The sequence below is a fragment of the Peptococcus simiae genome, assembly GCF_046097595.1.
Taxonomy (GTDB): domain Bacteria; phylum Bacillota; class Peptococcia; order Peptococcales; family Peptococcaceae; genus Peptococcus; species Peptococcus simiae.
Window position 1 is genome coordinate 51,822 of sequence record NZ_JBJUVG010000007.1, and the last position, 19,059, is coordinate 70,880.

The following is a 19,059-nucleotide window of genomic DNA, read 5'->3' on the forward strand; positions in this document are numbered from 1 at the left end:
AAGGGGCAGTGACTGTAGGTGCTCTTTACTTACTTTAAGGCGGCCCGGTCTTGGGTCAGGTTGAGTTTGTCTAAAACAAAGAGGAGGAGGCCCAGGAAGAGGGCAACGACAGTGGCTAAGGCCATGCCCGTCAGCTTGACCGATCCCAGCTGGACATAGGCACCGGATAAGCCGGTGATAAAGGGGATAGCGGTCAGGGCCTGGTTACGGGGCAGGTTATAGTCTACCTTGGCATCGACCAGCAGGCGGATGCCGGATACCCCGATCATCCCGTAGAGGAGGAAGCTAACCCCACCCATGACCTCCGGTGGAATGGACTGAATCAGGGCAGAAACCTTGCCGATAAAGCCCAGGAGGATAGAGAGGACGGCTGTCCCGCCGATCACCCAGGTACTATAGACCCGAGTCATGGCCATGACCCCGATGTTTTCACCATAGGTTGTGGTCGGGACCGACCCGCCAAAGCCGGAAAGCATGGTGGAGAAACCGTCTGCAAAGAGGGTCTTGTGGAGGCCGGGCTTGCGGATGAGGTTCCGGCCGATGATTTTCCCGGTGACCAGTTGGTGGCCGATGTGCTCACTGATGACGACTAGGGTGGCCGGTAGAATAATGGTCATGGCCCCCCAGTTAAAGGTGGGGTGGCTAAAGGCCGGCAGGGCAAACCAGCTGGCTTCCTGCACCGGCGTCAGGTCAACAATCCCCACGATGGCAGCAGCGATGTAGCCAATGATGATGGCCAAAAGGATGGGAATAAGGGCCAAGAAGCCCCGGAGTACAATAGAGCCCAGGACCGCAGCCATCAGGGTAATCAGGAAGACAGCGACCCGGGTCAGGTCCACGCTGGCCCCTTCTTCTAAAACGATGCCGCCCATTTTAGCGGCGGTGCCGGCCAGTTCAAGACCGATTAAGGCAACGACAGCCCCCATGGCCGCCGGTGGCAGTAAGGCATTGATCCAGTTGACCCCGAAGAAGTAAACCAGACCCGCCACCAACATAAGGACCAGGCCCGAGGCGATAAAGCCTCCCAGGGCGTAGCTATAGCCCATCCCCTGGGCATTAATGATCAGTAGGCTGGGGGCAATAAAGGCAAAGCTTGACCCCAAATAAGCCGGGGAAGACCCCTTGGTGATAAAAATAAAGAGCAGGGTCCCAATCCCATTGAAGAAAAGGACCACCGAAGGATTGACCCCCAGGATGGTTGGGACCAAAATGGAAGCGCTGAACATAGCGAATAAGTGCTGGACGGATAAGGGTATACTTTCCCGCCAGGGCGGACGCGATTCTACATCATAAAATTTTTTTGCCATAAAAAGACCCCCTTATACGAGTAGATGTCTAAACCTTTGTTATTCTAGTTGATTGTCTTAGAGAGGTCAAGGTTTTATTGACCCCGGGAGGTCAAATCATCAATTGGCCCAGAGGCCTTTACAAATCAGGGGGCATTCGCTAAAATATAAGTAGCTTATGACCCATTGGTCAAGCGGTTAAGACGCCACCCTCTCACGGTGGAATCAGGGGTTCGATTCCCCTATGGGTTATGACGGCGGTTCCACAGGGAACCGTTTTTTATTTTGTCAAATGTGTGTGCTTTGTAAGGAGGCATTATGGATCATCAACAACTGGCCCAGTGGCTCTTCCCGGATATTGACTTGACCCCGGCAGATTTAGAGGACAAGTATCCCGAAAGGGACCTGGCGGAAGGGGCTTTTGTCACCCGCCTGGGTCCTTCGCCCACCGGCTTTATGCATATTGGGAACCTATATACCGGCTTAATCAATGAACGGTTAGCCCACCAGAGTGGGGGCCGCTTTTTCCTGCGGATAGAAGATACCGACCATAAGCGGTATGTCGAAGGGGCAGAGGATGTCATCACCGATGCCTTAGCCTACTTTGGCATTCATTATGATGAAGGGGTCTTCAAAACAGAAGAAAAGGGCGCCTATGGCCCCTACCACCAAAGTGATCGGGCAGGTATCTACCATGTCATGGCCAAACACCTGGTGGCCCAGGGCTATGCCTACCCCTCCTTTGCCACAGAAGAGGACCTGGCCACCTTGCGGACCCAGCAGGAGGCCGAAAAGGCAGATACCGGCTACTACGGTAAATGGGCCAAGGACCGGACCCTCAGCCTTGAGGAAATTAAGGCCAAGCTGGATGCCGGCAGTCCCTGGACCCTTCGCCTACGGTCTCGGGCCCTACCCGGTGACGGCTACCGGGTCTCGGACGGCATCCGCGGCCATGTTACCGTCCACCCGAACAAGCAGGATGTAGTCCTCTTAAAGACCAACGGCATCCCCACCTACCACTTTGCCCATGTGGTCGATGACCACTTCATGCGGACCACCCATGTCATCCGGGGAGAAGAATGGCTAGCCACCCTGCCCATCCACCTGGAACTCTTTGAAATCCTTGGCTGGCAGGCCCCCCTCTATTGCCACACCGCCCATTTGATGAAGATTGATGACGGCACCCGGCGCAAGCTCTCCAAGCGGAAGGACCCCGAAATGGCCCTCTCCTACTATATGGAAAAGGGCTACCATCCGACCTCCGTCCGGGAGTACCTCATGATCCTCATCAACTCCGACTATGAAGAATGGCGGCTGGCCCATCCGGAGGCCCCCCTGGAAGACTTCCAGGTGACCCTGGATAAGATGGCCAGTTCCGGCGCCCTCTACGACATGGTCAAGCTGGATGACGTGGCTAAAGAGAGCCTCCTCCATATTTCAGAAGAAGACCTGGCCGACTTTTTAATCCACTGGGCCCAAGACTATGCCCCAGAGGCAGCCCCCCTTTTACAGGCCCATCGGGAAGAATTGGTCCGCCTTTTGGCCATTGGCCGCGATGGGAAGAAACCGCGGAAAGACCTGGTCTATGCAGAACAAATGCTGGCCCATGTCAGCTATTTCTTTGATGAATGGTTCCAAGTGAAGGATGACCTGCCGGATAATATCCCCCCGGCAGAGGCTCGGACCATTTTAGAGGCCTACCTTGAGACCTATGACCCGGCCGATGACAACAGCGCCTGGTTTGGCAAAGTCCGAGATATCGCCACCGACCTGGGCTATGCTGCCCGGCCTAAAGACTATAAAAAGGACCCGGACAGCTACAAGGGCCATGTCGGCGATGTCAGTGCCGTTATCCGCCTGGCAGTTACCGGCCAAATGGCCAGCCCTGATCTCTGGAGTGTCCAGCAGATTATGGGCCCGGATAAGGTCAAGAGCCGGATTCAGGCCTATTTGACCCAAGTGGCCTAGATGGACATATAAACGGGGCTGTGTCAGAATGTGTAAAATCATTCGGCACAGCCCCGTTTTTTATGAGAATATTTTCAGTAGAAAGAGTTGCGTCAATAAAGTTGGTGTAAAAAACGGGGTCCCCAGATGCCCGTCAAACGCCAAGGAACCTCATCCATAAAATTTTAGTCATCTAAATACTGAATAAAATCATCCTTTTACAATTCATGCTTTGAAAAACAATAACATCCTAGTATGATCGTCAAGATCATCACAAATGCACAAGGGAAAACCATTTCTGTAAATATATTGATATTTTCAATTTGAGCTGCAGTATTTATCTTCATCAAAGTAAAATTTTCAACAAAAACTATGTCTAAGTTTATCTTTTTAAGCAGGCTTATAACCGATATCAAAATATCCTTTTCAAAAAACACAAAGAAAAAGGATGACAAAATGCTGGATATATAATTTTTAAGGCTCATAGAAATTAATACAACGATACTTGCTAATGATGTGTAGACAATCATCCCCCTACTTACTACAAAAAGTATTTGATTAATATCGAGCGGTTTTCCTAGAATGAAGGAGGTGATATAAGACGAAAATGTATACAAAAGAAATACCGTTAGAGCAATTAATAAAGAAAATAAGTATTTTCCAAGGTAAATCTCTAAGCGCGTTTTACCTGAACATAGATAGTGTTGCCAAGTGTTGTATTGATATTCTTGTGCAATAAATATGGATATAATAAAAGTTATTAAAAATCCCAACCCTTTAGTATAATTTAATCCATTCATGAGGACCTCAGATAGATCTTTATAAGTAATGAGTTCACCAAAGATAGATATCCCAATTTTTTGGCCAGTAGCTATAAGGATTGTAAATAAAACACTCAATAGAATAGTAAATAACAAGGCAGATTGGACATGGAAGCTTTTTAAGGCTCTAAACAAATCTCTTTTAACTAACATAATCATTTCCTTCAAGTAAGATATTGCAGTAAATATCTTCTAGTATTGCAGTAAATATCTTCTAGACTATTATCCTTAATTTGATTTTTACTTACACTATATATTCTAGATTCATGTAATATAACAAAATTGTCACAAAGATTTGCTAACTGTTCTGTATTATGACTGGTTATCATAATTGTTTTCCCCATATTTTTTGCTTCATTGATTTTCTCTTTCAAGAGTAAAACACCTTCAATATCCAAACCATTAAAAGGTTCGTCCAATATTAAGATGCTAGTACTCGGCATAAATGTCAAAGCCAATTTTAACTTTTGTAACATTCCTAAAGATAGTGACCTGACTTTTTGATTAATCATTGTTTTTAACCTAAAGTCATCAATCATTTTACAGATAGCTTCTTCTCTTGCCACTTTACGGTCATAAAATAGAAATGAATATAATTTCAAATTATCTTTAACAGTCAGATTCATATAACAAGATGGATCACTAATTAAATTAAAGCAGATATCTTTTTCTCTGAATCTAAAATTTTCACCCTCCCCTTATAATTATCCATAGGGATCAGTTTGACAATTATTTTGAGAAGTGTCGTTTTGCCTGCTCCATTTTTTCCTAACAATCCATATACTTTTCCTTTTTCAAGATCAAACGTCACATTATCCAAAAGGGCACTTTCCCTATATTCTTTTGTCACATTTTCAATTTTCAAGTTCTCCATCTGTATCACCCCTCTACTTGGTTTTAACTGCAATGAAACTCAAAAGAACTAGGAAAAGCAGGATACCAAAGACGATAAATACTTTTTTGCTTCTTGAATGCATATAAAATATCCTCCTATAAAACTATCCTATTTGTATTCCAACAAAAATATAAACCAGTAAAAATATAAGAGACACAATAAATAATGTAGATGCAACTCCCTTTAACATTGACCCTACAAGCTTCTTGTTCCAGGCATTTGATAAATTTTTAATAGGTTCAGCGTCTTTTAAGTTTAATTCTATATTATTTTGTGGCTCGTAATCTGATTGCATTTGTTCGAGAATTTCACTACATCTGCTACATCCTGTCAAATGAATTTCTATTAGTTTTTTGCTTTCTTCAGAACACACTTCATCTATGTATAATGGAAGAAGATCTTCAATTACTTTACATGAAATTTTCATTTTAATTCCTCCAATAACTTCTTCTTAGCTCTATAAAATACGACTCTTGCCCATCCATCAGTTTTATTGAACAATTCACCAATTTGCTTGAAGGACAATTCTGCAAATATCCTTAAAGTGAATACTTCTTTATAAGGTTCTTCTAAATGATGCAAGCATTCATGCACTTTAATTATCTGATTATTTTGTTCAAAGGCAATAATTAGATCTATATCAGAGATTAATTCGTTAGAGTAATTTTCAATAGACACTTGCCTATTTTCTTTTTTGTAAAAATCATATAAAGTATTTTTAGCAATTTGACAGAGCCAAGTTTGAAGTTTACATTCGCCTTTGAATGAGCTTATATTCTTTAATGCTTTAAAAAAAGCTTCTTGAGTGACTTCTTCAGCAATATGCTCATCATGGCAAATCGTAAAAATATATAGATACACTTTAGGAAAATATTTTGCATATACTTCTTCATAATTAGACTCCACTGTATAATCACACCCCCTAAACTCTTTTCATATATTAGACGACCATACATCAAAAACGTTACAAATATTTTAGTTGTTAATAGCTGCATCCATAGAATGATAGAGTCCATATACTTATGTAAAAGCAAAAGAGGTTATATCAGTCCTTTTGCGGTACAATGTTTTTAACCCACTCATGGAACAGGAGCGAGATGAACACATCAAGGTTGGCAACTACGAGCGTAATCATGAACGCACAAGTCATCGTAATGGCTACCATGAAGGGGGTTATAGCACACGAATTGGTCATTTGCCCCTCCGGGTGCCTAGAACATGAGATGGCCGGTTCTCGACGGATGTTTTGGCCGCTATCAACCTAATGAAAAAGCCCTCCCTACTTCTGTCTTAGAAATATATGTCCAATAGGTTTCCACACGTAAATTGTAGAGGAGCTATGTAGAAAAAAGATTTCTAAATCCTTTGTAGCTAACTTTAGCAAAGAACTTGATGGAATGGTTCGTGAATGGCAACATGCCCAGCTAACAGAAAAAGCCTATCCCTACCTGATGGTAGACCTTCTTTACATTAACGTCACAAGGCCCGTCTCGAAATGAGACGGGCCTTGTGACGTTATTAAGAGAGCTATTTTGCAACAGCCCTTTTTAGTTGGGGCTGGCCTTCTCTGCCTTCAACTGCCGGTCCTTCCACCGGACCCACTTTTTCAAGAAGGGGGACCAGAAGGTGAGGGGGTAGTAGCCGGACAGGTAGCTGGCGGTTAGGATTGAAGGGGAGAGGATGGTGCAGGTGATTTGGGATAGGCCGAGTAGGCGGGGCAGCCATTTTTCGCTAATGGCCAGTTGTTCGATGTGGCATTCATGGAGGAAGTGCCAGCGCCGGTCAAAGGTGCCTTCGACCAGGACAATCTGGTCACCCTGCCATTGGACACCGGGTGTCCGACTGGCCGCTAAGGCATAGAGGGGGAAGAAGAGGACCGGCGGCAGGGCCATCAGCTTCCAGACCCCCGGGATAAAGTAGAGAAGGCAGCCGGTCAAAAGGACCAGGACCACCAGGCTGCTAAAAGTCAGGGGGACCATGCTGCGTTTGGGCTGCTGGACTAGGCTTGGTGCCCAGGTCGTGCCCGGCAGGAGGGTTTCCAGCTGGTTAAAAATCTCGCCCAGGGGGGCGGCCAGGAGGAGCTGGGAAGAGAGACCCTCATTTTCATCTTCCAGGCCGACATTGACCACGGTCACCGACCCGTAGCCCAGGAGGCGGCCGATAAAGTTTTGCTCAATGGTTACGGCATGAATTCGGTCAATGGGCATGGTAAAGGACTTTCGGGTTAAGAGGCCATGCTCTAAGAGGAGGCGGTCCCCGTCATAGGCTACGCGAAAGTCCCACCAGCGGATCCAGGTCAGGGCCGTTTGCCGGATAAAGGGGAAGATAAAGGCGGTTAAAAGGGGCAGGATGGCCAGGGGGGCTAGCTTACCGATTTCATTGATGGGTAGCCAGGCCAGGCTACCCCCTAGGACCAGGACGATAAAGGCAGCCAGGCCGGCCCAAATAAGCCCAAGGGCCAGGACAAAAAGGGAGAACCAGGACAGGCTCAGGAGCCAATGCCTGGCCAGCTCCCGGGTGGAATAGTGCTTGCCCCAAGCCGGTCGGTCGCCTTCGGGGGCGAGGTCGCGGTCTTCCCCGGTCTGCTTGGCTAGGGCACCGCCCTTTAAGGCATCCTTGAGGGCCAGGGCCCGGTCCTTGGCCAGGTAGACGGTCATATCCGTCCTGGAGGCCGTCGCCCGGGTATTGGTGTTGATACAAACTTGAGCAATGCCGAGGGCCCGGCAGCCCAGGGGCTCTTTGATTTGGACATTGGAAATATCCGCCAGGCGGATCCGCATCAGGCGTTTGATCAGTTTGGTATCCTTCATTTCAAAGGTGTCGTCAGTGAGGATAAATTCCTGCCGGCGCCATTGTAAAAAGGCAGCCAGGCCGTTAAAGACCAGGATGGCCAATAAAATAACCAGGATGAAGCTATAGCTCATGGCCCCTTTAATATTCCCGGCCAGGAGGGCCTGGAGGATATTTTTCAGGTCATCGAGCTGGCCAAAGGAGATGGCGGCAAAAAGGGTCAGGCCTGCCGATAGCCGGGCCGGAATCATCCGCTTATCATGTTTGAAGGGCCCATTAAACACGGGTTAAAACCTCCCCATCGGCAATCAGTTCATTGACCTTGTTATTCAAGTCTTCAGCCAGGGCTTCGGCTTCATCGGCCGGCAAATAGCGGATAGAGAGGGTGCCGCCGGCGGAATAAAGCTCAATATCAGCCAGGCCACAGAAACGGTTAATCAGCCCGCTTTCCACATGGACTTTTTGTAACCGGCGCATGGGGAGGTACTCTCGAGTAATGGTAAAGACCCCTGAGCGGACGGCAATTAAGTCTGAGTGGATAATATACCTGTACCGTTGGTATTTAACTGTAATACTGGCAATGAGGTTGACAATTAATGCTATAATGACGAGAGCAGCAATGGCCCGTGCAATGAGGATGACGAGGGCCGGCAGTTGGAAAGCCGTGAGGACGGCATAGATGACGCCGGTAATGACACCGACGATGACGAGGTTGAGTAAGGATTCCAAAACCATGGCTTTCTTAGCTGCGGCTGGCAGTAGGTGGGCATCGGATACTTGCATAAAGACTCCTTTCTTGTCTGAAGAGAGGATTAAACAGGGATAAATTGGGTTTTTAGTATAGCATGGAAAAATGATGATGTACAGAAAGGGTGGCGTCTATGATTGGCAATATTACCAAGCTGACCTTACTAGACTATCCGGGCAAGACGGCCGCGACGGTCTTTTTAAGCGGCTGTAACTTCAGGTGTCCCTTTTGCTATAACGGGGCCTTGGCTGAAGACCGGCTGCCGGTTGAAGACCAGCACAGCCCTGAGTCGGTCCTGGCTTTTCTGGATACCCGCCGGGGCCTTTTAGACGGCGTTTGTATCAGTGGGGGAGAGGCCCTGCTTTGGTCAGGGCTGGCCGACTTTATCCAGGCCGTTAAAGACCGCGGCTTTGCCGTTAAACTGGATACCAACGGGAGCCTGCCCGACCGCCTGGCCCCTTTACTGGACCAGGGGCTGGTGGATTATGTAGCTATGGATGTAAAAAATGACCCTCTCCATTACGCAGAGACCATCGGCCTAGCGCATTTTGACCTGGCCCCAGTCCAGGAGACTATGCAATTGTTAAAGGAAGGGACCATTCCCTTTGAGTTCCGGACGACCCTGGTCAAAGAATTCCACACCCCGGACCGGCTCCTGGCCCTGGCCCGGTGGATTGGGCCTGTTGACCGGTATTTTTTACAAACCTTTAAAGATGAGGGGGACCTCTTGCAGGCGGGACTACATAGCCTGTCGCCAAAAGAGATAGAAGCCTGCCTAAAGGCAGTCCGAAGCATTTGCCCGAATGCTGACCTAAGAGGGTAGATACTACATATAGTATCTGAAGCCGAGTGTGATAGGAATTAGTAGGCATATTTAGTAATTTGCGTTGACATCCGCCGGGGGTTCTGATAGCATTTAAGTTAGCTAAAGAATTTATAGGAGGGTATTCAATGTATCAAGTACTAAAGCGTGATCGGTCTGTAGCCCCTTTTAATCTTGAAAAAATTACCCAGGCAATGGTGCTTGCCTTTAATGCCTGTGGGCGTCAGTATACGCCGGATATTATTGATTTTATGGCGCTTAAGGTAACGGCAGACTTTGAGCCGAAAATTAAAGATGAACTCGTTTGCGTAGAAGATATCCAGGACTCAGTGGAAAAGGTCCTGTCCCAGGCCGGTTATGCCGATGTGGCCAAGGCTTACATTTTATACCGGAAGCAGCATGAAAAAATGCGGAATGTCTCCAATACCCTGCTGGACTATAAAGATATTGTTAATAGTTACGTGAATGTAGAAGACTGGCGGGTTAAGGAAAACTCCACGGTCACCTATTCGGTCGGTGGCCTTATTTTATCCAATAGCGGTGCTATTACGGCCAATTACTGGCTCTCCGAAATTTACGACCAGGATGTCGCTGAAGCCCATAAGAGTGGGGCCATCCACATCCATGACCTGTCTATGCTCACCGGCTACTGCGCCGGCTGGAGCCTTAAGCAGCTCATTCAGGAGGGCCTGGGTGGCATCCCCGGTAAAATTACCTCCAGTCCCGCCAAGCACCTGGCCACCCTCTGCAACCAAATGGTCAACTTCCTAGGGATTATGCAGAATGAATGGGCCGGGGCCCAGGCCTTTTCTTCCTTCGATACCTACCTGGCCCCCTTTGTCCGTACCGACAACCTGTCTTATGAGGCCACTAAAAAATGTATCGAGAGCTTTATTTACGGCGTCAACACCCCCAGCCGCTGGGGGACCCAAGCGCCCTTCTCCAATATTACCTTAGACTGGACCGTCCCTGCCGACCTGGCGGACCAACCGGCCATTGTCGGTGGCAAGCCCATGGACTTTACCTACGGGGACTGCCAGGCAGAAATGGATATGGTCAACAAGGCCTTTATTGAAGTCATGCTGGAGGGGGATGCCCACGGCCGGGGCTTCCAGTATCCGATTCCGACCTATTCCATCACCAAGGACTTTGACTGGTCAGATAAAGAAAATAACCGCCTGCTCTTTGAAATGACCGCTAAATACGGGACGCCTTATTTTTCCAACTATATTAATAGTGATATGGAGCCGAGCGATGTCCGGTCTATGTGCTGCCGGCTCCGCCTGGACCTCCGGGAGCTCCGGAAAAAATCCGGCGGCTTCTTCGGAAGCGGCGAATCAACCGGGAGCATTGGGGTGGTTACCATTAACCTGCCCCGGATTGCCTACCTGGCCAAGGACCAGTCAGACTTCTATGCCCGCCTGGACCGGCTGATGGACTTGGCTGCCCGGTCCCTGAAAACCAAGCGGACGGTGGTATCTAAGCTCTTAGATGCCGGCCTTTACCCCTATACCAAGCACTACCTGGGCAGTTTTGAAAACCACTTCTCCACCATCGGCCTGATCGGTATGAATGAAGTGGGCCTCAATGCCAATTGGTTGCGTCAAGACCTGACCCATGAGGCGACCCAGACCTTTGCCAAGGAAGTCCTGAACCATATGCGGGACCGGCTGTCTGACTACCAGGAAATGTATGGGGACCTATACAACCTGGAGGCCACCCCGGCAGAATCAACCACCTATCGCTTTGCTAAGCACGATGTCAACCGGTATCCCGAAATCATCACCGCTGCAAAGGAAGGGGACACCCCTTACTACACCAACAGCTCTCACCTGCCGGTCGGCTACACCTCAGATATCTTTTCTGCCCTAGCCATCCAAGATGACCTGCAGACCCTCTACACTTCAGGGACGGTCTTCCATGGCTTCTTAGGGGAAAAATTGCCGGATTGGAAGGCCTCAGCCCAATTGGTCAAAAAAATCGCGGAAAACTACAAGTTGCCCTATTACACCATTTCACCAACCTATTCGGTCTGCCAGGAACATGGCTACCTGCCCGGCGAAGAAAAGACCTGCCCCCATTGTGGCAAGCCGGCAGAAGTCTACAGCCGGATTACCGGCTACTACCGGCCGGTTCAAAACTGGAATGACGGTAAGACCCAGGAATATAAGGACCGGTGCTTATACGACCCGGCGAAGATGGGTCTCCGCTGGATGACCACTGGCCAAGGGAAGGTAGGAGCAGGTCAGGCCCCTGCCCAGGAAAAGGCAGCGGTCCAAGATGCGGCTGAGGCCCAGGAAGCCTGGCTTTTCACCACGCCGACCTGCCCCAACTGTCCCATGGCTCAAAAGGCCTTAGACCAGGCCGGCCTCAACTATAAGGTCATCGACTGTGCAGCCAACCCTGATCTGGCCCGGGCCTATGACATCACCAGTGCGCCGACCCTGGTCCTGTCCACCGGTGAAAAATATATGGGCCTGGGGGAAATCATGCCCTATAGCCGCCAGCATGCTGTCCGATGAGCACGCATCCTGATCTTCCGGCACTGGTCCGGGATGTGGCCGCCTGTGTGCGGGATATCGGCTGCCAACTCTGGGGATGGGAGATAGAATCTGTCGATTACAAGGGTAATGATCCCCAGGACCTGGTCAGTAACCTGGACCGCCGGGTCCAGGCGGCGCTGGCCACCCGGCTCCAGGCCCTGTGTCCCGCCGGTTTTTATGCAGAAGAGAAAGACAATAGACCTATAGAGGGGCTTACCTGGATTGTCGACCCCATTGACGGGACGACCAACTTTGTCAGCCGCAAGCGGGACTTCGCCATTTCTGTGGCCCTTTACGATGGGTCAGAGCCCCTGCTTGGAGTGGTCTTTGATGTGGAGCGGGGGGACCTCTACTCAGCTATCAAGGGCGGCGGGGCCTACCTTAATGGCCTGGCCCTGGACCGGCCGGTCGACCGGCCCCTGCCTGCCTGTATTTTGGAAATGAGTATTGGTACCCTGCGCAACCTCATGCGGCGGACAGATGCCGGTCTCCTCAATATCAGCCGGGAGGTCAGGGCCACCCGGGCCATGGGTTGCGGGTCACTGGCCATTTGCCAAATTGCCACCGGCCGGACCCAGCTCTACCTGTCCAGCCGGCTCCGGCCCTGGGACCATGCAGCAGCCAGGGTGATTTTAGAAGAGCTGGGCGGGGTTCTGGTGCCCCTTTTTCCCAGTGCCCAGCCCGGCGTCGACCCCTTTTTGTCAGGTGCCCCTCTGCCCCTTTTGTGTGCAGCCAGCCAGGCATTAGCAGATGATATCATCCACCGGTACTTTTCACCGGTTAAAGATAACTAAAGACTTAAGACCGCTAAGGGGACTTAGCGGTCTTAAGTGTTTTTAGGTATAGGCCTTGGGGTACATAGATTTTATAAAGAAATGAATAGGAGGCAAGTTTATGCCGGTGACAGTGATTCAAGGGGATATTACCCAGTTAGAAGTAGATGCGATTGTGAATGCAGCCAATGAATCCCTGCTTGGTGGGGGTGGCGTTGATGGGGCCATTCACCGGGCAGCTGGGCCGGAATTATTAGAAGAAACCAAACAAATGGGGGGCTGCCCAACTGGGGAAGCGAAACTTTCCGGCGCCTATCGGCTCCCCTGCAAGGGGATTATCCACACGGCTGGGCCAGTCTGGGAGGGAGGCGCCTCCGGTGAGCCGGCTCTCTTAGCGGCCTGCTATAAAAACAGCCTGGCCCTGGCTAAAGAAGCCGGCTATACCAGCATTGCCTTTCCGGCGATTTCGACAGGCGTGTACGGGTACCCGCTGGCCCAGGCGGCCGTCGTTGCGGTTCGGACCGTCCTGGCAGAGGCGCCTGAGGATATGCAGGTCTACCTGGTCTGCTTTCGGGCAGAAGATGCAGCGATATACCAAGGTGTTTTGACAGCACTTGACCGCTAAGGGCGGTTTAGGGGAAGGATGTGACCCATGCTCCAGGCTATATTTAATGAAATAGCCCAGAACTTCTCTTTTTTTCTATCTCTGACCATCGACCACCTGGTCATTAGTGGGGTTGCAGTTATCATAGCGACCCTGATTGGCCTCCTGCTGGGGATTGCCATCAGTGAAAGGCCGGCCTTTGCCGACCCGGTCATTTCTGTGGTCAATGTGGCCTATACCATTCCTTCAATTGCCCTACTGGGGATCTTTATTTCCATTACAGGGATTGGGAATACAACAGCTATTATTGCCCTAACGGTTTACGCCCTCCTACCGGTGGTGCGGAATACCTATACCGGGCTGACGGAAATCGCCCCGAGTATCATTGAAGCAGCCCTGGCCATGGGCCATACGCCCAGGCAAATGCTCTGGCGGGTCAAGCTCCCCCTGGCGGCGCCGGTGATTTTTTCGGCGGTCCGGAATATGGTAACCATGACCATTGCCCTGGCAGGGATTGCCTCTTTTGTCGGGGCGGGGGGCCTTGGGGTAGCGATTTTCCGAGGAATTACCACCAATAATAAGGTCCTGCTCTTGAGTGGGAGTATCCTTATTGCCCTTCTGGCCCTTTTCTGTGACTGGCTCCTGGGCCTGGTTGAAAAGCAGATCGGCTATGGCGAGCAGGTCCGGCGCCGGCCCTCTTCCGGCAAACGCTGGCTGGCCTTTGCCCTTGTACTCCTGGTTGGCCTTGGTAGTGCCCTATGGGTTGGCAGCCGGCAAGGGGACGGCACCCTCGAATTGGCCTCTAAGCCGACCACCGAAGGCTATATCCTGGCTGAAATCGTAGCCGGGGCCATTGAGGGGAATACAGACTTAAAAGTCAATATTTCCCATGGCATTGCCGGGGGGACAGGGAATATCCACCCGGCCATCCTCAAGGGAGACTTCGACCTTTACCCGGAATATACCGGCACCGCCTGGCAGGTGGTCTTAAAGGACCAGACCCCCTATCAGGAGACCCGCTTTGAAGAATTAAAAGAACGGTATGAGGACAATTATGGCTTGACTTGGCGGGGCATGCTGGGTTTTAATAATACCTATACCCTTGCTGTTCGCTCGGATTATGCTGCGGCTAATGGCCTGGAAATCTTCAGTGATTTGGCCCCGGTGGCCGGCGACCTGGTTTTTGGGGCCAACTATGACTTCTTTGAGCGGGAGGACGGGTTCAAACCCCTAACGGAAATTTATGGCTTACACTTTAAGGATGCCATTGATATGGACCGGGGGCTGGTATATGAAGCCTTGTTTAAGGGAGAAATTGATGTTCTCAGCGTCTTTACCACAGATGGCCAGGCCTCTGATGACCGGATTAAGACCCTGAAGGACGATAAGCAGTTTTACCCCTCCTACCAGGCAGGCTTGGTTGTGCGTCAGGATAGCCTAGAGGAATATCCCCAACTGGGTGAGGTCTTAGACCGGTTGGCCGGGAAAATCTCTGAAAAGGAAATGGCGCAAATGAATTATGCGGTAGAGGTTGATAAAGAAAGCCCGGAAGCGGTAGCCCAGGCCTTCTTAAAGAAAAAAGGGCTTATTAACTAACCGCTCCAGTTAAAAAAAGCGCTTGAAGCGCTTTTTTTATTGGAGCAAGCCGGCAGGGTATCTTTCAGCAAAAGCACCCTTCAATAGGGTGGCGCCCAAGTCTTTGCAGGAGTCCAGACTTGGGCCAGACCAATCGTATAGGAGATTATGATGATGAAAAAGGAGACGCGCTTTCATTATGCCTGGGTCATTTTAGTGGTTGCTTCACTGGTCCTGGGGGTATATGTACCGATCGTCAATTCACTGTCGAACAGTTGGCAACTTGCCGTTACCCAAGATTTGGGCTTTTCCCGAACAGCCTTTTCTTTTACCGGGACCATTACCCAGGCCGTGGGGATTTTTTTGGGGCCGGTCGTATCGTATTTTTTGACCAAGTATAATTTCAAAAGGATTTGGACCTGTGCAGCCATTCTCTTTGCCTTAGCCATATTCGGCTACTCCATCGCCCAAAACAAGTACCAATTTTATATTTTTGCCTTCATCGTCGGCGCGGCTTACATTACCACTGCCCAAATTCCTATGATGATGCTCATTAACAACTGGTTTCAGGAGAAGAAGGGGCTGGCCACCTCGATTGCAGTCTCCGGGATTTCTGCCGGTGGGGCCTTGCTCAGTCCGGTCATCAATGGTTTAATTGGCCAGTTTGGCTGGCGGATGTCCTACCGGGTCTATGCGGTGATTATCCTCGCCCTGGCCATCGTTTTCGGCTTTTTCCTTATTTACTTGCGGCCGGAAGACAAGGGGCTCAAGCCCTATGGCTATACGACGGAAAAGGCCCTGGTCCTTGACCCGGATAAGGATTCCAACCGGTCTTTAGGGGTGGGGCTTAGCATTGGCGCTTCTATTTCCTGTAGCTTTTTTATCTTTCTGCTTTTAGGGTCTGTGATGAATGGCTTGGCCAACGGGGCCACCCTGCAATTCCCGCCGGCCCTCCAGGAGGCTGCCGGCTTCCAAACCGCCGGGACAGTGGTGTCGATTTACCTCCTGGTCGGTGTCTTTGGTAAGCTCCTCCTGGGTCGGATTGCGGATAAGTACGGGATTTATCACGCTTTATTGGTCGGGGCAGGCTCCCTGGCCCTTAGCTTTGTCTGCATGCTCTTTGTCGGGCAGAGCTGGGGCCCCTGGTTGGTGGCCTTTGTCTTTGGCCTAGGCCTGGCTCTGGGCTCGGTTTTACCGCCGCTCATCACCTCATCGATTTATAATCGGGAAATATACGGGGAGGCCTATGGCTTTGTGCAGTCCGGGACCCAGGTCGGGGCTGCTTTCGGCCCCCTCTTTGTATCATATATTTTTGACGCAACTGGCTCTTACCATTGGGCCTGGTTGATTAATATTGCCTTCGCCCTCCTAACCGGTTTCCTCTGGTTTTTAGCCCATGAACAAGCGAAAAAACATGGCCGGCAAGGCAGTCAGACAGTGGGGGAATAAAAGATGGACAAGTATTTAGCAATTTTGCAACAGCTTATTCAAATAAAGTCGGTCAATGACCATGAAGAAGAGGTGGCCAAGTATATTGCCGACCTTTTCAAGGGTTACGACAATGTCGAAACGGAGTTGATTTCTTCCTTTCCCGGCCGGTCCAATGTCCTGGTCAAGGTCAAGGGGACTGAAAAGGGGAAGATTCTCGCTTTTTCCGGCCACCTGGATGTTGTAGAACCGGGGGAGGGCTGGACCTATCCGCCTTTCGAAGGGACGGTTGTCGGCAATAAGATGTACGGGCTAGGGACCTGTGACATGAAGGCCGGGGTGGCGGCCAGCCTGTATGCCCTTCTGGATATCCTGGACGCCAGGACGCCCTTTGCCGGTGAACTGTGGTTTATCGGGACCGTTGGCGAGGAAATCGGCATGCAGGGGGCCAAGGACCTGGTCGACGGAGGCCACCTGGAGGGGGTTGACGCCATCCTCATTTCCGAGCCGACCAAGCGCAATGGCGAAAACCAGGCCATCTTTGCCTCTAAGGGGTCCATTATGTACACCATCCAGGCAGAGGGCCGGGCTGCCCACTCCTCCATGCCGGAATTAGGCATTAACGCCTTGACGACCCTGGCCGACTTTATCCGCAGGGTTCAGGACCAGTTTGATGCGGTAACGGCCGATCCTGACCTCCGGAATTCCAACCTGGGCTCGACCTTAAATGTCTTTTCTGTTATCGAAGGGGGCCGGCAGGTCAATTCGGTTCCTGATAAGGTGGTCTTAAGGGGGAATACCCGGACGGTACCGGAGTTTTCAACAGACCCCTCTATTCAGTTGTTTGAGACAGCCATTGCCAAAAATAACCAGGAACCGGACCGGGCCACACTCAGCTTGCAGCTAGACCAGGTCCTGGACCCGGCTGAGGCGGCGACAGATAATCCTCTGATTCAGGCCCTTAAAAGGGCGGCCAGCGATAAAAATGTCCAGCTCAGGCCGCTCATTGGGGCCTGTGAACTGGCCCGCTATATCCACCTGTCGGCGGATATCCAGCTGGTGGTGTATGGACCGGGGCTTACGGAAAAGGCCCACACAGTCGATGAGTATATCGAATTAGATGAATACCTGGATACCATCCGGATTTTCAAAGACCTGGCTTTGGACTTCTTAAGCCGGTAGCAAGGACCTACAGCCATCAATAGCAAAGCCCCCCGATTAAAAATCGAGGGGCTTTTTACTATTCAGCAAGAGCTGGCGCGGGCTAATCTTCTAACTGGCAGTTCATGACCGAGCTGGTATTGAGCCAATTGGCCTCTGGTGAGGTGACCAGGCGGGCATCGATATAGGCCTGCTCCAAGGTCAGGATGGTCTGGCCCTGGTAGTTGCCGGAGGGCGTTAACTCCACGACAAGGACGTTATCCACCAGGGTTGGCTGGCTCAAGTGCAGGGGGAGCATTAAGTTCATGGTGTTGCGGGAAGGATAGTAGGAGGGGACGGCGGTTTTAAAATTCCAGCGAACCTGCCGCTTGGCTAATTCAACGGCATCGTCTAAGCGGTTTTTCAAGCGGTTGTATAAGACTGTATGGGATTCAATTACCGTCCGTAACTCCTTGTAGCATTCATTACGGGTTTCATAGTCCGAGGTCCGAACGATTTTTTTCAGGAGGCCGGCGGCTTGAGCATTATCGCCACATTCATTTCTCAGGAACTGGACGTCAAAACGGTTTAGGTTTTCCAAAATGATATGGTCAAAGTCTATGACCAGGGTCTTGTCCAAGTCGAAGAGGAGGTCTTCCTTGCGGGTAAAGTAGGTCACCGGTTGGGGCAGGGGATTAAAGCGGTGGACCAGGTCCTTGCCCAGGCCGCGGTGGCCGGCGGTGGTAAATTCTTTAAAGAGCCAAGGTGATGAACCGGCATTATTCGGTTCAAAGCAGGCGTAAATATCGTCATAGTGGACGGTCACCAGGCCGGTATTAAAGGCGGCAAACTGCCGGTCCTTGGAGATGGCCACCTTTTCTTCCAGGCGGAGTCGGTAAAAGGTATACTGGATATATTTTTTGAGGATGTAGTAGTTCTTGTTTCGGCTTTCGCAAAAATCCCATTCCTCAGGGATGGCCAAGTCCGCCAATTCCTGAAGAAAGTCCTCCCAGCGGACCAGGAAGGCAAAGTTTTCCAGGGCCTTGGCCGGGTTCTGGGCCGCATTGGTACCGGCCAGGTCGAAAGAGAGACCGCTGTCATCGACATATTGGAAGGTCAGGTGGTGGCCGTTATCGTCAGGGTCCATCCGCTTAAAGGTTAAGAGGAGACTGGGCTCCAGCATATTATAAGAGTCCATAAAAAAGCGTAGGGTGTTGTTTTTGGTATCTAACCGGTTGGTGGCCTTGGCTTGTTGGTAGGCCGCTTCAATTAAATAGGGTAAGGCGGCGTCAGCCTTGCTCACTTTGTCAGATAGGACGGCCATGGTTTTTTCTTCTAGCCGGGTGACAGGCAGGAGCCGGTCGGGAATAAGGCTGGGCGCCAGGCTGGGGGCCTGGTCCATGGTCGGCTGGGTCCAATAGGATCCGGGGCCTGACTTGTGGCGGTTCCAGCGAAAAAACCGGGCTGTTTCAGTTGGCTTGGTTGGCCGGCCCTCGATAAATTCGGGCAGGTCCCTTAAAAGGGCCGGAAGGTCCGGGTAGCCGAGTTTCTTGTAATCAATACGGTTGTTCTGCAAACAGTCGCTAAGCTCCTGTAGGCTGACCTCCCCATGGCCAAAGTGCTTTAAAAATAACTTGTAAATACGCTGCTTTGTTTCCTGGTTCATACATAACCCCCCTTATGTTG

At 50.5% G+C, this 19,059-nt stretch carries 19 protein-coding genes and 1 tRNA gene; 11 read left to right on the forward strand and 9 right to left on the reverse strand.

The genetic code is table 11. From position 1 onward, the window contains the following. Positions 1–29 precede the first annotated feature (29 nt). Positions 30–1,307, reverse strand: a complete 1,278-nt coding sequence (uraA, locus tag ACKQTC_RS05895) for a uracil permease (RefSeq protein ID WP_408977506.1) — start codon at positions 1,305–1,307, stop codon at positions 30–32. A gap of 159 nt (positions 1,308–1,466) precedes the next feature. Between uraA and ACKQTC_RS05900 the strand changes: the two genes are divergently transcribed. Together ACKQTC_RS05900 and ACKQTC_RS05905 are read left to right on the forward strand one after the other, a co-directional pair. Beyond that, positions 1,467–1,538, forward strand: a tRNA-Glu gene (locus tag ACKQTC_RS05900). A 66-nt stretch (positions 1,539–1,604) separates the two neighbouring features. Then, positions 1,605–3,254 (forward strand): glutamate--tRNA ligase, encoded by a 1,650-nt coding sequence (locus tag ACKQTC_RS05905; RefSeq protein ID WP_408977507.1) that lies wholly within the window; start codon positions 1,605–1,607, stop codon positions 3,252–3,254. Between the two features lie 197 nt (positions 3,255–3,451). Here ACKQTC_RS05905 and ACKQTC_RS05910 read toward each other — a convergent pair whose 3' ends face one another. The 5 genes from ACKQTC_RS05910 to ACKQTC_RS05930 all read right to left on the reverse strand — a co-directional run bounded on the left by ACKQTC_RS05910 (position 3,452) and on the right by ACKQTC_RS05930 (position 5,855). After that, complete coding sequence (locus ACKQTC_RS05910) at positions 3,452–4,207, reverse strand: ABC transporter permease (RefSeq protein WP_408977508.1); 756 nt, start codon at positions 4,205–4,207, stop codon at positions 3,452–3,454. An 11-nt stretch (positions 4,208–4,218) separates the two neighbouring features. Then, positions 4,219–4,680, reverse strand: a complete 462-nt coding sequence (locus ACKQTC_RS05915; RefSeq protein ID WP_408977509.1) for an ATP-binding cassette domain-containing protein — start codon at positions 4,678–4,680, stop codon at positions 4,219–4,221. 20 nt (positions 4,681–4,700) lie between these two features. Beyond that, positions 4,701–4,928 carry an ATP-binding cassette domain-containing protein gene (locus ACKQTC_RS05920; RefSeq protein ID WP_408977510.1) on the reverse strand — a complete coding sequence of 76 codons (228 nt, stop codon included), beginning with the start codon at positions 4,926–4,928 and terminating at the stop codon, positions 4,701–4,703. A 124-nt stretch (positions 4,929–5,052) separates the two neighbouring features. Beyond that, complete coding sequence (locus ACKQTC_RS05925) at positions 5,053–5,376, reverse strand: zf-HC2 domain-containing protein (RefSeq protein ID WP_408977511.1); 324 nt, start codon at positions 5,374–5,376, stop codon at positions 5,053–5,055. Further along, positions 5,373–5,855 (reverse strand): RNA polymerase sigma factor, encoded by a 483-nt coding sequence (locus ACKQTC_RS05930; RefSeq protein WP_408977512.1) that lies wholly within the window; start codon positions 5,853–5,855, stop codon positions 5,373–5,375. Before ACKQTC_RS05930 ends, ACKQTC_RS05925 begins: the two co-directional genes overlap by 4 nt. 148 nt (positions 5,856–6,003) lie before the next feature. Between ACKQTC_RS05930 and ACKQTC_RS05935 the strand changes: the two genes are divergently transcribed. Continuing rightward, on the forward strand, positions 6,004–6,171 hold the full coding sequence (locus ACKQTC_RS05935; protein ID WP_408977513.1) for a transposase: 168 nt from the start codon (positions 6,004–6,006) through the stop codon (positions 6,169–6,171). Between the two features lie 103 nt (positions 6,172–6,274). Continuing rightward, on the forward strand, positions 6,275–6,448 hold the full coding sequence (locus ACKQTC_RS05940) for a transposase (RefSeq protein WP_408977556.1): 174 nt from the start codon (positions 6,275–6,277) through the stop codon (positions 6,446–6,448). Positions 6,449–6,496: 48 nt separating this feature from the next. Here the strand turns inward: ACKQTC_RS05940 and ACKQTC_RS05945 are convergent, their stop codons facing one another. Continuing rightward, positions 6,497–8,023 carry a PH domain-containing protein gene (locus ACKQTC_RS05945; RefSeq protein WP_408977514.1) on the reverse strand — a complete coding sequence of 509 codons (1,527 nt, stop codon included), beginning with the start codon at positions 8,021–8,023 and terminating at the stop codon, positions 6,497–6,499. Continuing rightward, positions 8,016–8,522: a PH domain-containing protein gene (locus tag ACKQTC_RS05950; protein ID WP_408977515.1), complete on the reverse strand. Its 507-nt coding sequence runs from the start codon at positions 8,520–8,522 to the stop codon at positions 8,016–8,018. The genes ACKQTC_RS05945 and ACKQTC_RS05950 overlap by 8 nt, the downstream gene beginning before the upstream one ends. A 98-nt stretch (positions 8,523–8,620) precedes the next feature. Between ACKQTC_RS05950 and ACKQTC_RS05955 the strand changes: the two genes are divergently transcribed. The 7 genes from ACKQTC_RS05955 (at position 8,621) to ACKQTC_RS05985 (ending at position 17,415) form a co-directional block, all read left to right on the forward strand. Further along, positions 8,621–9,310, forward strand: coding sequence for an anaerobic ribonucleoside-triphosphate reductase activating protein (locus ACKQTC_RS05955; RefSeq protein ID WP_408977516.1), 690 nt, complete (start codon positions 8,621–8,623; stop codon positions 9,308–9,310). 128 nt (positions 9,311–9,438) lie between these two features. Then, positions 9,439–11,832 carry a ribonucleoside triphosphate reductase gene (locus tag ACKQTC_RS05960; protein WP_408977517.1) on the forward strand — a complete coding sequence of 798 codons (2,394 nt, stop codon included), beginning with the start codon at positions 9,439–9,441 and terminating at the stop codon, positions 11,830–11,832. Then, positions 11,829–12,647: an inositol monophosphatase family protein gene (locus ACKQTC_RS05965; RefSeq protein ID WP_408977518.1), complete on the forward strand. Its 819-nt coding sequence runs from the start codon at positions 11,829–11,831 to the stop codon at positions 12,645–12,647. The genes ACKQTC_RS05960 and ACKQTC_RS05965 overlap by 4 nt, the downstream gene beginning before the upstream one ends. 100 nt (positions 12,648–12,747) lie before the next feature. Beyond that, positions 12,748–13,251: an O-acetyl-ADP-ribose deacetylase gene (locus ACKQTC_RS05970; RefSeq protein ID WP_408977519.1), complete on the forward strand. Its 504-nt coding sequence runs from the start codon at positions 12,748–12,750 to the stop codon at positions 13,249–13,251. Between the two features lie 27 nt (positions 13,252–13,278). Further along, the gene (locus ACKQTC_RS05975) at positions 13,279–14,826 is read left to right on the forward strand and encodes an ABC transporter permease/substrate-binding protein (RefSeq protein WP_408977520.1); all 1,548 of its coding nucleotides are present in this window, start codon (positions 13,279–13,281) and stop codon (positions 14,824–14,826) included. 153 nt (positions 14,827–14,979) lie between these two features. After that, positions 14,980–16,254 (forward strand): MFS transporter, encoded by a 1,275-nt coding sequence (locus tag ACKQTC_RS05980; RefSeq protein ID WP_408977521.1) that lies wholly within the window; start codon positions 14,980–14,982, stop codon positions 16,252–16,254. A 3-nt stretch (positions 16,255–16,257) separates the two neighbouring features. Further along, positions 16,258–17,415, forward strand: coding sequence for an ArgE/DapE family deacylase (locus ACKQTC_RS05985; RefSeq protein WP_408977522.1), 1,158 nt, complete (start codon positions 16,258–16,260; stop codon positions 17,413–17,415). Between the two features lie 82 nt (positions 17,416–17,497). On the opposite strand, the gene ACKQTC_RS05990 is transcribed toward ACKQTC_RS05985, so the two are convergent. Continuing rightward, positions 17,498–19,039, reverse strand: a complete 1,542-nt coding sequence (locus ACKQTC_RS05990; RefSeq protein WP_408977523.1) for a DUF3825 domain-containing protein — start codon at positions 19,037–19,039, stop codon at positions 17,498–17,500. Between the last annotated feature and the right edge of the window lie 20 nt (positions 19,040–19,059).